The sequence below is a fragment of the Rhizobium sp. BK456 genome, from assembly GCF_014194045.1.
Classification (GTDB): Bacteria; Pseudomonadota; Alphaproteobacteria; order Rhizobiales; family Rhizobiaceae; genus Rhizobium; species Rhizobium redzepovicii.
Map to the genome: position 1 here is coordinate 204,837 of NZ_JACIAO010000005.1, position 14,145 is coordinate 218,981.

15 protein-coding genes are annotated in these 14,145 nt (G+C 63.0%); 7 read left to right on the forward strand and 8 right to left on the reverse strand.

Going from position 1 to position 14,145, the window contains the following annotated elements:
* From FHX03_RS16360 to FHX03_RS16385, 6 genes are all read left to right on the forward strand, one after another.
* The gene (locus FHX03_RS16360) at positions 1 to 1,002 is read left to right on the forward strand and encodes an ABC transporter permease (RefSeq protein WP_097628958.1); all 1,002 of its coding nucleotides are present in this window, start codon (positions 1 to 3) and stop codon (positions 1,000 to 1,002) included.
* Positions 999 to 2,006 (forward strand): ABC transporter permease, encoded by a 1,008-nt coding sequence (locus tag FHX03_RS16365; RefSeq protein WP_097628957.1) that lies wholly within the window; start codon positions 999 to 1,001, stop codon positions 2,004 to 2,006. Before FHX03_RS16360 ends, FHX03_RS16365 begins: the two co-directional genes overlap by 4 nt.
* On the forward strand, positions 2,003 to 2,323 hold the full coding sequence (gene rhaM, locus FHX03_RS16370) for an L-rhamnose mutarotase (RefSeq protein WP_183854573.1): 321 nt from the start codon (positions 2,003 to 2,005) through the stop codon (positions 2,321 to 2,323). The genes FHX03_RS16365 and rhaM overlap by 4 nt, the downstream gene beginning before the upstream one ends.
* Positions 2,320 to 3,699: an FGGY-family carbohydrate kinase gene (locus FHX03_RS16375; protein WP_183854575.1), complete on the forward strand. Its 1,380-nt coding sequence runs from the start codon at positions 2,320 to 2,322 to the stop codon at positions 3,697 to 3,699. Before rhaM ends, FHX03_RS16375 begins: the two co-directional genes overlap by 4 nt.
* Before the next feature lie 89 nt (positions 3,700 to 3,788).
* Entirely contained in the window at positions 3,789 to 4,547 is a 759-nt protein-coding gene (locus FHX03_RS16380) for a fumarylacetoacetate hydrolase family protein (protein WP_183854577.1), read from the forward strand.
* Positions 4,548 to 4,644: 97 nt separating this feature from the next.
* Entirely contained in the window at positions 4,645 to 5,424 is a 780-nt protein-coding gene (locus FHX03_RS16385) for an ABC transporter ATP-binding protein (protein WP_183854579.1), read from the forward strand.
* Between the two features lie 7 nt (positions 5,425 to 5,431).
* Here the strand turns inward: FHX03_RS16385 and mmsB are convergent, their stop codons facing one another.
* The 7 genes from mmsB to FHX03_RS16420 form a co-directional block, all read right to left on the reverse strand.
* Positions 5,432 to 6,313 (reverse strand): 3-hydroxyisobutyrate dehydrogenase, encoded by an 882-nt coding sequence (gene mmsB / locus FHX03_RS16390; protein WP_183778059.1) that lies wholly within the window; start codon positions 6,311 to 6,313, stop codon positions 5,432 to 5,434.
* A 9-nt stretch (positions 6,314 to 6,322) separates the two neighbouring features.
* On the reverse strand, positions 6,323 to 7,918 hold the full coding sequence (locus tag FHX03_RS16395) for a GMC family oxidoreductase (protein WP_183778057.1): 1,596 nt from the start codon (positions 7,916 to 7,918) through the stop codon (positions 6,323 to 6,325).
* Positions 7,919 to 7,986: 68 nt separating this feature from the next.
* Positions 7,987 to 8,976, reverse strand: a complete 990-nt coding sequence (locus FHX03_RS16400; RefSeq protein WP_131710857.1) for a branched-chain amino acid ABC transporter permease — start codon at positions 8,974 to 8,976, stop codon at positions 7,987 to 7,989.
* Position 8,977: 1 nt separating this feature from the next.
* The gene (locus FHX03_RS16405) at positions 8,978 to 9,865 is read right to left on the reverse strand and encodes a branched-chain amino acid ABC transporter permease (RefSeq protein ID WP_003553893.1); all 888 of its coding nucleotides are present in this window, start codon (positions 9,863 to 9,865) and stop codon (positions 8,978 to 8,980) included.
* Positions 9,866 to 9,869: 4 nt separating this feature from the next.
* Positions 9,870 to 10,571: an ABC transporter ATP-binding protein gene (locus tag FHX03_RS16410; RefSeq protein WP_183854581.1), complete on the reverse strand. Its 702-nt coding sequence runs from the start codon at positions 10,569 to 10,571 to the stop codon at positions 9,870 to 9,872.
* Positions 10,571 to 11,353 (reverse strand): ABC transporter ATP-binding protein, encoded by a 783-nt coding sequence (locus FHX03_RS16415; protein ID WP_097628949.1) that lies wholly within the window; start codon positions 11,351 to 11,353, stop codon positions 10,571 to 10,573. Before FHX03_RS16415 ends, FHX03_RS16410 begins: the two co-directional genes overlap by 1 nt.
* A 5-nt stretch (positions 11,354 to 11,358) precedes the next feature.
* Positions 11,359 to 12,564: an ABC transporter substrate-binding protein gene (locus tag FHX03_RS16420; RefSeq protein WP_097628948.1), complete on the reverse strand. Its 1,206-nt coding sequence runs from the start codon at positions 12,562 to 12,564 to the stop codon at positions 11,359 to 11,361.
* A gap of 175 nt (positions 12,565 to 12,739) precedes the next feature.
* Here FHX03_RS16420 and FHX03_RS16425 point away from each other — a divergent pair, with 175 nt between their 5' ends.
* Positions 12,740 to 13,693 (forward strand): LysR family transcriptional regulator, encoded by a 954-nt coding sequence (locus FHX03_RS16425; RefSeq protein ID WP_183854583.1) that lies wholly within the window; start codon positions 12,740 to 12,742, stop codon positions 13,691 to 13,693.
* Here the strand turns inward: FHX03_RS16425 and FHX03_RS16430 are convergent, their stop codons facing one another.
* Positions 13,694 to 14,032 (reverse strand): cupin domain-containing protein, encoded by a 339-nt coding sequence (locus tag FHX03_RS16430; RefSeq protein ID WP_097629064.1) that lies wholly within the window; start codon positions 14,030 to 14,032, stop codon positions 13,694 to 13,696.
* Positions 14,033 to 14,145 lie beyond the last annotated feature (113 nt).

Below are 14,145 nucleotides of genomic sequence, written 5' to 3' on the forward strand. Positions count from 1 at the left end.
ATGGCAAGACTGATCAGAAAACGCGAAACCCTGCTGTTCCTCATCATCGTCGTGATGATCGCGATCTTTTCGACGCGGGCAGCCGATTTCGCCACACCGGACAATCTCGCCGGCATCTTCAACGACACCTCGATCCTGATCATCCTGGCGCTGGCGCAGATGACGGTCATCCTGACGAAATCGATCGACCTGTCGGTCGCCGCCAATCTCGCCTTTACCGGCATGGCGATCGCGATGATGAATGCCGCCCATCCCGATCTGCCGCTCGTCGTGCTGATCCTGATGGCTATCGTCATCGGCGCCTGTCTCGGCGCGATCAACGGCTTTCTCGTCTGGGCGCTGGAAATCCCGCCGATCGTCGTCACCCTCGGCACGCTCACCATCTATCGCGGTATGGCCTTCGTGCTCTCGGGCGGAGCCTGGGTCAACGCCCACCAGATGACGCCGATCTTCCTGTCCGTGCCGCGCACGCCGATCCTCGGTCTGCCCGTGCTCGGCTGGGTCGGCATTATCATCGTGCTGCTGATGTATGTGCTGCTTCGATATACCCAGTTCGGCCGCTCGGCCTATGCGACCGGCGGCAATCCGACCGCGGCCGTCTATGCCGGCATCGATACGGGCTGGACAAAATTCCTCGCCTTCGTTCTGTCAGGGGCGCTCGCCGGGCTTTCGAGCTATCTCTGGGTATCGCGTTATGCCGTCGCCTATGTCGATATCGCCAACGGCTTCGAGCTCGACAGCGTGGCTGCCTGCGTCATCGGCGGCATATCGATTGCCGGCGGCGTCGGCTCGGTCGCCGGCACTGTGCTCGGCGCGCTCTTCCTCGGCGTCATCAAGAATGCGCTGCCGGTGATCGGCATTTCACCCTTCACCCAGATGGCGATCTCCGGAACCGTCATCATTCTCGCCGTCGCCTTCAACGCCCGGCGTGAACGCAACCGGGGCCGCATCATCCTGCGCGACCGCGCCGCAGCCGAGATCAGAACGGGGGCCGCAGCATGAGCACCGTGTCCACACCCGAAAAGCGGGTCATCCCCGATCGCCTCGGCACGCCGTTGCGGCGCATCGTCGCCAGCTGGGAAGTGCTGCTCTTTGGCGTCGCCGTCCTGATCTTCATCTTCAATTCCCTGGCCTCGCCCTATTTCCTCGATGCCTGGAACCTCTCCGACGCCACCTTCAACTTCACCGAAAAGGCGATGATCGCCTTCGCCATGGCGCTGCTCGTCATCTCGGGCGAAATCGACCTGTCGGTCGCTGCGATCATCGCGCTCGCTTCGACGGCGATGGGGGCGGCAGCCCAGTTCGGCATCGGCACGCCGGGCCTGGTGCTGATCGGCATCGGCACCGGCCTTGTCTGTGGCACCTTCAACGGCGTCCTGGTCTCGGTGCTGAAACTGCCGTCAATCGTCGTCACCATCGGTACGATGAGCCTTTTCCGCGGCATTTCCTATATCGTGCTCGGCGATCAGGCCTATGGCAAATATCCCGCCGACTTCGCCTATTTCGGCCAGGGTTATGTCGTCTGGGTATTCTCCTTCGAATTCGTGCTGTTCATCGTGCTGGCGATCGCCTTCGCCATTCTGCTGCATGCGACGAATTTCGGCCGGCAGGTCTATGCGATCGGCAATAACGACTTTGCCGCCCGCTTCTCCGGCATCCCGGTCGAGCGCGTCAAATTCATCCTCTTCCTGCTGACCGGCATCATGAGCGGCATCGCCGCCGTCTGTCTGACCTCGCGCCTCGGCTCGACCCGGCCGTCGATCGCGCAAGGCTGGGAGCTCGAGGTTGTCACCATGGTCGTGCTCGGCGGCATCTCGATCCTCGGCGGCTCCGGCACGATCGGCGGCGTCGTCATCGCCGCCTTCGTCATGGGCCTCGTCACCTTCGGCCTCGGCCTGCTGAACGTGCCCGGCATCGTCATGTCGATCTTCATCGGCCTGCTCCTCATCATCACCATTGCCATCCCGATCATCGCCCGCCGCATCAAGCTCATGAGTTCCCGATGACTTTGGAAAAACACGCCTTCAAGATGCAGCTCAATCCCGGCATGGAAGCCGAATACCGCAAGCGGCATGACGAAATCTGGCCGGGACTGGTCGATCTCCTGCATCAGTCGGGGGCCAGCGACTATTCCATCCATCTCGACCGGCAGACCAATACCCTGTTCGGCGTGTTGACGCGGCCGGCCGACCACACGATGGCGAGCCTGCCGGAACATCCGGTCATGAAGAAATGGTGGGCACACATGGCCGACATCATGGCTGTAAATCCGGATAATTCGCCTGTTCAAAGCGACCTCGTCACCCTCTTCCATATGCCATGACCGCTCCCTCCTATCGCCGCATCGCCGTACTCGACATCGGCAAGACCAATGCCAAGGTTGTCGTGCTCGACAGCGGGACGGGCGCCGAGATCGCCGTGCTGAAACGGCCGAACGTTACGATCAAAGCCGGCCCCTACCCGCATTACGACATAGAGGCGCTCTGGTCCTTCGCGCTCGATGCGTTGAAGCGCCTGGCGAGGGAACCGGGCTTTGACGCCATTTCGATCACCACCCACGGCGCCGCAGCCGCCCTGCTCGATCGGCACGGTCAGCTCGCCATGCCTGTGATCGACTACGAACATGAATACCCCGAGGAAATCCGCGATGCCTATACGGCCTTGCGTCCCGCCTTCGACGAAACCTTCTCGCCGCGGCTTACGATGGGCCTTAATGTCGGCGCCCAGCTGCACTACCAGAAGAGCGCCTTCCCCGAGGCATTCGCCAAGGTCGCGACTATTCTCACCTATGCGCAATATTGGACGGCGCGGCTGACCGGTGTCGCCGCCAACGAGCTGACCTCGCTCGGCTGCCACACCGACCTCTGGAACCCGAAAACATCAGACTATTCGTCGCTCGTCGACAGGCTCGGCATCCGCGCGCTGATGGCGCCGATCCGCTCCGCCTTCGATGCGCTCGGCCCGGTCCTGCCCGGGATCGCCGAAGAGCTCGGGCTTGCCGCGCCGGTGCCGGTTTATTGCGGCATTCACGATTCCAACGCCTCGCTGCTGCCGCATCTGGTCCATCGGGAAGCCCCCTTCGCCGTCGTCTCCACCGGCACCTGGGTCATCAATTTCGGCGTCGGCGGCGATCTCGATCACCTCGATGCCAAACGCGATGCGCTCGCCAATGTCGATGCCTATGGCCGGGCCGTCCCCTCCTCGCGTTTCATGGGCGGGCGGGAGTTCGAAATCCTTTCGGCCGAGATCGGTCCCGTCGGTGAAAAGGCCGCCCAGGCGGCGATCGGCCCAGCCATCGAAAAGGGCGTGATGCTGCTGCCTAACATGGCCCCCGGCTCCGGACCTTTTCCCGGCAAGGCAAGCCGCTGGATCGGCGCCGAAGGAGCGAGCCGCGAGGAGCGCCACGCCGCCGCTTGCCTCTATCTCGCTTTGATGACCGATGCCTGTCTCGGACTGATCGGCGCCAAAGGCCCGGTTATCGTCGAGGGTCCCTTTGCGCTCAACGAGACCTATCTGAAGCTGCTTGCGGCGCTTGCCGGCCGCGAGGTCCTCGCCCTTCCCGGCTCGACCGGCACCAGCCAGGGTGCCGCCCTTCTCACCGGCATCCGGCCGGTATCCGGCGCCGAAACGCGTGTTCCGCTTGCCGAGATCGCGGAGCTGGCCGCCTATCGCGATCGCTGGTACGCGGCGATGGAATAAGAGCTTTTCCAAATACGGCTCAACAACGTCCTTGCTCCCCCCTGCCTTGCGGTTAGTGTGCCCCTCGAAAATCAATTCGAGGAGACAGCATGACCGAGACATTCGATCCGCGCGGGCTCGCGGCCCGGCTTCATAGCCTGCGCCAGGCCGGCAGGCAGGAGGAAACCGGCACTTTCACGCTGCCGGCCGATCTGCATCAGGCGATGGAGGCGCAGAATTTCCTGACTTCCGCCGACGACATCTCCAGCAATGCCTGGAAGGTGACGGTCTCGCCGCAGGGCCAGGCGGTCACCGCACCGCTGCATCCCTATGCCGAGGCCGCCTCGAGCGCCAGCATCCCCTGGTATCCGGGCATGAAATTCGAAACCGAGATCGCCGTGCGCCTTGGCAGGGATCTGCCGATCCGCACCGGCACTCCCTATAGCCGCGCCGACTTGGTCGAGGCGATCTTGGCTGTCCATCTCGGCGCCGAGCTGCTGGTCAGCGCCGTCAAGGAAGGCGGCAGCGTCTCCTTTCTGCTGTTTACATCAGACCGCCTCGGCAACAGCGGCTACGTCCTCGGCCCGCAGCTCGACAAAAGCGCCGTCGATACCGCCGTCGGCACGCCGCTCAAGGTCACCCATGGCGGCCGCACGATCTATGACGGTCCGGCCCAGCATCCGAAGGGTGACGTTCTCACCTGGCTGGTCGATTACGCCAATGACGGTCTGCGCCCCGAGACATCGCTGAAGGCAGGCGCGCTGATCACCACAGGTACGTTGAGCGGCGCGATCGAACTGACCGAACCTGGCGAGATCGACATCCTGTTCGGGGACAGCAAACTGCACTTCTCCGTGTCGAAGGGTTAATGTCCGAAGCGTAAGTTGACAATTCCGGTTTAGTTTTGCAAGGAAAGGGAGGGTTCGCCCTCCCCGAACCCGTGCGACACCGAACCCGGAGCAGACCATGCCTTCGCCTTTCCTTGCGCTGTCGGGAATCGAATATGCCATCGGGCCGAAATCCATCCTGCGTGGCATCGACCTGACGCTCGAGCAGGGCCGTATCTACGGTCTGGTGGGGCCGAACGGCTCCGGCAAAAGCACGCTTTTGAAGATCATCGCCCGCCAGGTCGCGCCGAAATCCGGCGCCATCGCCTTCGGCGGCAAGCCGGCCGGTGATTGGGGCGCCCGCGAGTTTGCCCGGCATATCGCCTACATGCCGCAATTCACGCCGGCAACCGATGGGATGACCGTGCGGGAACTGATCGCGCTTGGCCGTTTTCCCTGGCACGGCACGCTCGGCCGCTTCACCGCCACCGATCGTAACAAGGTCGAGGACGCGATCGTCCGTACCGAGCTCGAGAATTTTGCCGACCGTCTCGTCGCCAACATGTCCGGCGGCGAGCGTCAGCGCGCCTGGATCGCCATGATGCTCGCCCAGGACGCCCGCTGCCTGCTGCTCGACGAGCCCACCTCCGCGCTCGACCTTGCCCATCAGGCAAGTGTCCTCTCATTGGTGCAGGAGCTCAGCCACGAACGCGGGCTGACCGTTATCCTCGTGCTGCACGATATCAACCTCGCCGCACGCTATTGCGACGCGATCGTCGCGCTCAACCGCGGCCAGATCACCGCCGAAGGCACGCCTGGCGAGATCATGCAGGCTGACAAGCTGCACTCGATTTTCGGCGTCGGCATGGGCGTCTTTCCCCATCCGGTTCGAAACGAGCCGGTCAGCTATCTCCTGTAGGTTTCGTTTAGGGCTTTTCCCGAAACATCTCGATGATGGCGGAGAAATCCCGTCCGCCGTTACCCTGCTTTTCGAAGAGCGCAAAAAGCTGGGCCGCTTCGGCACCCATCGGCGTTGACGCGCCGCTCGCCAGCGCTGCCTCCTGCGACAGTCTCAGATCCTTCAGCATCAGTGCCGCGGCAAAACCCGGCTTGTAGTCGTTGTTGGCCGGCGAGGTCGGCACCGGCCCGGGCACCGGGCAATAGGTATTGATCGACCAGCACTGGCCGGATGAAGTCGAGGCGACGTCGAACAGCGCTTGATGCGAGAGGCCGAGTTTTTCGGCGAGCACGAAGGCCTCGCATACGCCGACCATCGAGATGCCGAGGATCATGTTGTTGCAGATCTTTGCCGCCTGGCCGGCACCGGCCTCGCCGCAATGGACGATCTTCTTGCCCATCGCCTCGAGAATGGGTTTCGCCCTGGCGAAGGCCTCGTCCGAGCCGCCCGCCATGAAGGTCAGGGTGCCGGCGCTCGCCCCGCCGGTGCCGCCGGAGACGGGCGCGTCGAGCGACAGGCAGCTTGCGGCCTTGGCCATCTCATGCGCCTTGCGGCTGCTGTCGACGTCGATGGTGGAGCAATCGATGACAAGCGTGCCCTGGGCCGTGGCCTGCAGGATATCGGTCCAGGCCGTCAGCACGTGCCTGCCCTGCGGCAGCATCGTGATGACGATCTCCGCGTCCTTGACCGCCTGGCTGGCATGGCTTGCCGGCTTGACGCCGCCCGCCTCAGCCGCCTTCAGCACCGAGGCCGCGAGATCGAAGCCGAGGACCTCGTGACCCGATTTGACGAGATTGGCCGCCATCGGCCCGCCCATGTTGCCAAGCCCGATGAATGCGATCCTTGCCATGGTCTTCTCCTATCGATTGTCTTCGAGGATCATCGCCGCTGCCTTTTCGGCGATCATGATCGTCGGCGAATTGGTATTGCCCGAGGTGATCGACGGCATCACCGAGGCATCGGCGATCCTGAGCTTGCCGAGCGCCCGGAACCTCAGCCGCGGATCGACGACGCTGTCCCTGTCGGCGCCCATGCGGCAGGTGCCGACGGGATGGAAGATCGTCGTGCCGATATCGCCCGCCGCCCGCTCCAGATCGACTTCGGTCTGATAGGCGGGACCGGGCTTGAATTCCTCCGGCCGGAACCTCGCGAAGGAAGGCTGCGCGACGATCCTGCGCGTCAACCGTATCGAACGGACAGCTATGTCACGATCGCGCTGCGTCGAGAGGTACCTTGGGCTGATCGTCGGCTGCGCGGCAAAATCCGGGCTCGACAGGTGTACCGAGCCCCGGCTTTCCGGCCTCAGATTGCAGACGCTGGCCGTGATCGCCGGGAACGGATGGACGGGATCGCCGAACTTCTCCAGCGAGACCGGCTGTACGTGATATTGCAGGTCGGGCGTTTCCCGGTCCGGGCCCGAGCGGGTGAAGATGCCGAGCTGGCTCGGCGCCATCGCCATCGGCCCGGAGCGGCGGACGAGATATTCGAGCCCGATCGCCGCCTTGCCGATCAGCTTCGTCGCCTTCTCGTTCAGTGTCGGAACGCCGGTCACCTTATAGGCGAGCCGCAGTTGCAGATGGTCCTGCAGGTTCTCGCCAATGCCCTTCACCTCGGTGATGACATCGACGCCCGCCCGCTGGAGAACCTCGCCCCTGCCGATCCCTGAGAGCTCCAGAATATGCGGCGAACCGATCGACCCGGCCGAAAGGATGGTTTCCTTGCCCGCATAGGCACGTTTCGCCACGCCATCGTGCTGGAATTCGACACCGGCGACGGCCCCCTCCTCGACCAGCAGCCGCCGGACCTGCGCCTTGGTCAGAACGCTCAGGTTGGAGCGCTTGCGCGCCGGGCGCAGGAAGGCTTTGGAGGTGTTCCAGCGAATGCCGGAACGTTGGTTGACGTCGAAATAGCCGGAACCCTCGTTGCTGCCGCGGTTGAAATCCGCCGTCTCCGGAATGCCGGCTTCTCTCGCCGCCTGCTGAAAGGCATCGAGCACCGCCCAGCGCACCCGCGCTCTCTCGATGCGCCATTCGCCGCCGGCGCCGTGCATCTCGTCTTCGCCGCGATAAAAATCCTCGGACTTGCGGAAGAAGGGCAGGACATCGTCCCAGCCCCAGCCGCTGCAGCCCATCTGCAGCCAGAGATCGTAATCGCGCGCCTGGCCGCGCATATAGATCATGCCGTTGATCGACGAGCAGCCGCCGAGCACCTTGCCGCGGGGGTAGCTCAGCGCCCGGCCGTTCAATCCGGCTTCCGGCGCGGTGGTGAAACACCAGTCGGTGCGCGGATTGTTGATGCAATAGAGATAACCGACCGGGATGTGGATCCAATGGTAATTGTCGCTGCCCCCGGCTTCAAGCAGCAGCACCCGGCTCCGGCCATCGGCCGACAGCCGGTTGGCCAGCACGCAGCCGGCACTGCCCGCCCCGATGATGATATAGTCGTAACGATCCATGTGTGCCCTGCACGAACTCCAGATGCTTGCCGCTTCCCCTCCCCGCGGACGGGAAGAGGTCCGCCCGTTCAGCGGCGATAGACGAAGCCCAGCTTCCGCCCCAGCCGCGAAGCGTAGAATTCGCCGATGATGCCGCGGCGGAAGATCAGCACGCAGATCATGAAGACGATGCCGGTGATGATCGTCACCGGGAATTCCGAGGTGGCGAGGTAATTTTCCAGCGCCACCACCAGCCCGGCGCCGAAGAGCGGGCCGATCAGCGTGCCGATGCCGCCGAGCAGTGTCATCAGGATCACCTCGCCCGACATCTGCCAGGCGACGTCGGTCAGGGTCGCGAATTGGAAGACGATCGATTTCACCGCGCCCGCCAGCCCCGCAAGCGCTGCCGACATGACGAAGGCGCCGAGCTTGTAACGCGCCACGGAATAACCGAGCGAGATCGCCCGGTTTTCGTTCTCACGGATCGATTTGAGGATCATGCCGAAGGGCGAGTTGATGAAACGCCAGATGATCAGCACACCGACGATGAACACACCAAGCACGAAATAATACATGTTGGTGGAACTGTTCAGATCGATGAAGCCGAAGAGATGGCCGCGCGGCACCGACTGGATGCCGTCCTCGCCTTCGGTAAACTTCGCTTGCAGGCAGAAGAAGAAGAACATCTGCGACAGCGCCAGCGTGATCATCGCGAAGTAGATGCCTTGGCGGCGGATGGCGAAGAAGCCCATCACCAACCCGAGGAACGCCGCACCCGCCACGCCGATCAGGATTCCGAGTTCCGGCGGCAGGCCCCATGCCTTCACTGTATAGGCGGTGAAATAGGCCGCCCCGCCGAAGAAGGTGGCATGACCGAAGGACAGCAGGCCGGTATAGCCGAGCAGCAGGTTGAAGGCGCAGGCAAACAGCGCGAAGCACAGCAGCTTCATCAGGAAGATCGGATAGAAGAAGAACGGCGCCAGAAGCAGCAGCAGCAGCCCGATGGCGAGGAAGCCCGCCTGGACCGAAAGGGCGGTCCGGCTTCTTTCCGTTCGAATGGTGTCGGTGATGTCAGCCATGTCAAGCATCCCGGCCGAAGAGGCCCGCGGGCCTGATGAGAAGCACGATCGCCATGATGACGAAGATCACGATGTTTGAAGCCTCGGGATAGAAGACCTTGGTCAGGCCCTCGGCGATGCCGAGCACATAACCGGTGATGATCGCGCCCATGATCGATCCCATGCCGCCGACGACGACCACGGCGAAGACGACGATGATCATGTTCGAGCCCATCAGCGGCGAGACCTGGTAGATCGGCGCCGCCAGCACGCCGGCAAAGGCGGCAAGACCGGCGCCGAGCGCGTAGGTCAGCGTCAGCAGCACCGGCACGTTGACGCCGAAGACTTGCACCAGCACCGCGTTTTCGGTGGCGGCCCGGAGATAGGCACCGAGCTTGGTCTTCTCGATCAGCAGCCATGTGCCGAGGCAGACGACAAGCGAGACCACGACCACCCAGCCGCGATAGATCGGCAGGAACATGAAGCCGAGATTGGCCCCGCCGGCCAGTGCTGCCGGCGTCGCATAGGGCTGGCCGGAGGAGCCGTAGAGATAACGGAAGGTGCCTTCGACCGCCAGCGCCAGCCCGAAGGTGAAGAGCAGGCCATAGAGAGGATCGAGATCGTAGAGCCGGCGCAGGAACAGCCGCTCGATGATCGCCCCGGCAAGGCCGACAATGACGGGCGCCAGGATCAGCGACGGCCAATAGCCGATGCCCGCATAGGTGAGCAGCAGATATGCGACGAAGGCGCCGAGCATATATTGCGCGCCATGGGCGAAATTGATCACCCTGAGCAGGCCGAAAATGATGGCGAGGCCAAGGCTGAGCAGCGCGTAGAACGAGCCGTTGATCAGGCCGATCAGCAGTTGGCCGAGCAGCGCCTGCAGGGGAATGCCGAAGATCATCGTCATCTGGTCACACTCCCAGAACCTTGTGCAGCGTATCCATGCGCTGCGGCAGTTCGCCGACCGGCAATTCCGACACCATCTGCCCATGATCCATCAGATAGAAGCGATCGGCAATACGGCTGGCGAAACGGAAATTCTGCTCGACGAGCAGGATCGTCATGCCGCGCCCTTTCAGCGTCTGCAGCACCTCGCCGATGCGCTGGACGATGACCGGGGCGAGCCCCTCCGTCGGTTCGTCGAGAATGAGCAGCCGGACGCCGGTGCGCAGGATCCGGGCGATCGCCAGCATCTGCTGCTCGCCGCCTGACAGTTTGGTGCCGGGGCTGCCGCGGCGTTCGTAGAGATTGGGGAAGAGCTCGTAGATCTCGTCGAGCGTCATGCCGCCTTTCGCCACGACAGGCGGCAGCAGCAGGTTTTCCGACACGGTGAGCGTCGAGAAGATGCCGCGCTCCTCCGGCACGAAGCCGATGCCGCGATGCGCCGTCTTGTGCAGCGGCACCTGCATCATGTCGCGGCCGGCAAAGCTGATCCTGCCCTTGCGGGCCCGCACGATACCGGTGATGGTGCGCAGCGTCGTCGTCTTGCCCACGCCGTTGCGGCCGAGAATGGTGATGGTCTCGCCTTCGGCCACCCGCATGTCGACGCCGTGCAGGACATGGCTTTCGCCGTACCAGGCGTTCAATCCCTGAATTTCGAGGAGAGCGGCCATCAATGCTCCTCCGTGCCCATATAGGCCACGCGCACGCGCTCGTCCTGGCTGACAGTGGCATAATCGCCCTCGGCAAGGATCTCGCCGCGCTGCAGCACGGTGACATGCTGGCAGATATTGGCGACGACGGAGAGATTGTGCTCAACCATCAGCACCGCCCGGTCGCGGGCGACATCGCGGATGATCGCCGAGACGACGCCGACATCCTCAAGCCCCATGCCGGCCATCGGCTCGTCGAGCAGCAGCACCTTCGGATCGAGCGCCAGCGTCGTGGCGATCTCCAGCACCCGCTTGCGGCCATAGGAAAGATCGGCGGCGATATGATCGCGCTCCTTGGAAAGCCCGACGCTGGCGAGCAGCTGCTCGGCGCGCTCGTTCAGCCGGTCGAGCGCCGAGAGCGGCCGCCAGAACTGGGTGGAAAGATTGTTCGGCCGTTGCAGCGCCACGCGCACATTGTCGAGAACGGAGAGATGCGGGAAGACCGCCGAGATCTGGAAGGAGCGCACCAGCCCCATGCGCGCCACCCTGTCGGGCGGCGTTCCGGTGATGTCGGTGCCCATCAGCGTGATCGTGCCCGATGTCGGCTGCAGGAACTTGGTCAGCAGGTTGAAGACCGTCGTCTTGCCGGCGCCGTTCGGGCCGATCAGCGCATGCACGCTGGCATCATGCACGTCGAGATCGACGTTCTTGACGGCGGTGAAGCCGCCGAAATCGCGGCGCAGGCCGCGGGCGGATAAGACCACCCGCGGTTTTTCCTTAGTTTCAATCGCGGAAACCGCCATTGCGCTCACTTCACCAGATCGCAGCCGCTCTTGGCGGGGTCGATATAGGCTTCCTTGCCAGGAATGGTGGCGAGAACGTTGAAGTAGTCCCACGGCTCCTTGCTGTCGGCCGGCTTCTTGACCTGCAGCAGGTACATGTCGTGGATCATGCGGCCGTTGGCGCCGACCGTGCCGCCGCGACCGAAGACGTCATCGACAGGCATTTCATGCAGCTGTTTGGCGACGGCTTCCGTCTCGTCGGTGCCGGCCTTCTGCACCGCCTTCAGATATTGCGTCACCGCCGAATAGGTGCCGGTGTGGATCATATTCGGCATCTTGCCGGTGCGGGCGAAGAATTTCTTGGCGAAGGCCCGGCTTTCGTCGTCGCGATTCCAGTAAAAACCTTCGGTGAGCGTCAACCCCTGCGCCGCTTCGAGGCCGAGGCCATGGACTTCGGCGAGCGTGAAGAGCAGCGCCGCCAGATGCTGGCCGCCCTGTGTGATGCCGAATTCGGCCGCCTGCTTGATGGCGTTCGAGGTATCGAGGCCGGCATTGGCAAGGCCGATCACCTTGGCGCCTGAGGATTGCGCCTGCAGCAGGAAGGACGAGAAATCCTGAGTCGACAGCGGATGGCGGACGGCGCCGACGACCGTGCCGCCGCTCGCCTTGACATAGTCGGTGGTCTGCTGCTCCAGCGAATAGCCGAAAGCATAGTCGGCGGTCAGGAAGAACCAGCTGTCGCCGCCCTGCTTGACCAGTGCACCGCCGGTGCCGACGGCGAGCGCATGGGTGTCGTAGGCCCAATGGAAGCCGTAGGGCGAGCAGGCCTTGCCGGTGAGATCGGTCGTCGCCGCACCGGTGACGATGTCGATCTTTTTCTTTTCCTTGGCGATCGCCTGCACGGCGAGCGCCACCGACGAAGTCGTCAGTTCCATGATCGCATCCACCTGCTCGGTGTCATACCACTGGCGGGCGATGTTGGAGGCAATATCAGGCTTGTTCTGGTGGTCTGCATCGACGATCTCGACCGGCACACCAAGTACCTTCCCGCCGAAATCCTCGACCGCCATCTTGGCGGCTTCGACGGAAGACTTGCCGCCAAAATCGGCATAGACGCCCGACTGGTCGTTCAGGATGCCGATCTTGACCTTGCCGTCGGTCGCGCTCTGCGCGAGCACCGCGGTGCTGCTCGCCAGCAGAAATGCAACTGATGCAACGAGATTCTTACGCATATTCTCTCCTCCCAGAGATGAGCCAGATTGCGGTTCTGTTCAGATTTGGCCAGCCGCACTCCTCAGAACGACGGACCCTCTCCCTACGATCACGGAAATTCCGCGTTGAAGCAACGGGTGGTTTACAACTAATTCCAAACAGTATCTGTTCGTTTTTGAACAGATGGGGATCGCGATGAATAATCCGCCGCAGTTTACTTGGGACGATCTTCAGTTTTTTCTAGCCGTCGCCCGCACCGGACAGCTGTCGACGGCGGCCCGCCAGCTGCGCTCCAGCCATGCGACCGTCTCGCGGCGCATCGACCGGCTGGAATTCACCCTCAAGGTCAAGCTTTTCGAGCGCAATCCGCGCGGTTATGTGCTGACCGCCATGGGCACGCGTTTCGTCGAAACGGCCGAGAAAATGGAGCAGGAGACCGAGCGGCTGCGCGCCGACCTCGCCGATGGCTCGATGGCACAGCGCGGCCTCGTGCGCTTCAGCGCGCCCGAGGGTTTTGCCAATTTCTTCTTCGCGACCGTTCTGCACCGCTTTGCCGCCCAGCATCCCCATCTCTCGCTCGAATTGGTGACGATTCAGCAGATCATGTCGCTGTCGCGCAAGGAGGCCGATCTTTCCGTCGTGCTCGACGAGCCGAAGGGTGGGCCTTATTTTGCCGAGAAGCTGACCGATTATCACCTGCAGATCTATGGCTCGCGCGACTATCTGGCGAAAGCGCCTGCCATCACCTGCCGCGAGGACCTGCTTGAGCATCCCTTCGTCAGCTATATCGAGGAAATGATTTTCGCGCCGGGCCTGGATTATCTCAGCGATGTGCATCCGCGCATCAAGCCGCAATTCCAGAGTTCCAGCATCTTCGCCCAGCTCACCGCCACCCGAAACGGCCTCGGCCTCTGCATCCTGCCCCATTTTTTCGCCAGCCGTTATCCCGAGCTCGTGCGCGTGCTGCCCGAGGAGATCGACCTCAAGCGCCATTACTGGATCACCTGCCACCGCGACCTGAAACAGGCGCCGCGGGTGCGCGCCGTCATCGACTTTCTGCGCGAGGCGGTGCGCGGCGAGGATGCTCGCTTCGTGCCACCCTATGTCACTCCCGCCGGCCCGGCGCGTCGCTCGGAAGCCGAAAGCTGACTATTTGAGAAATTCAGCCCGGTGCGGCGTGAAGCTATCGATCAGTCGGCCCTTTTCCAGCGCCTTGACGCCGTGGACGAGATTGGGGGGCACGATGAAGCTGCCGCCCTGCTTGAGCACCTCGGTCCGGCCGTCGATCGTTACCTCGAAGCTGCCCTCGGCGACATAACTTGCCTGGATGTGCGGATGCGAATGGGCCGCACCTACGGCACCGCTCTCGAAGGCGACTTCAACCATCATCATCTCCGGAAGACAGGTCATGATGCGCCTGGTAACGCCGGGCTCGGGATTGACCCATTCGGCGCCTTCAGCCGATACGAACAGATCGCTTGACGACATTTCCGTCTCCTCGTTCCAGAATCGATCGCCGGCAAAGTGGAGCATGCCGGCGCTTTTGAAAAGATGGCGCGCCCTGTCTTTTCGATGAGGCGGCCTTCTGTTGACGCGGTCGG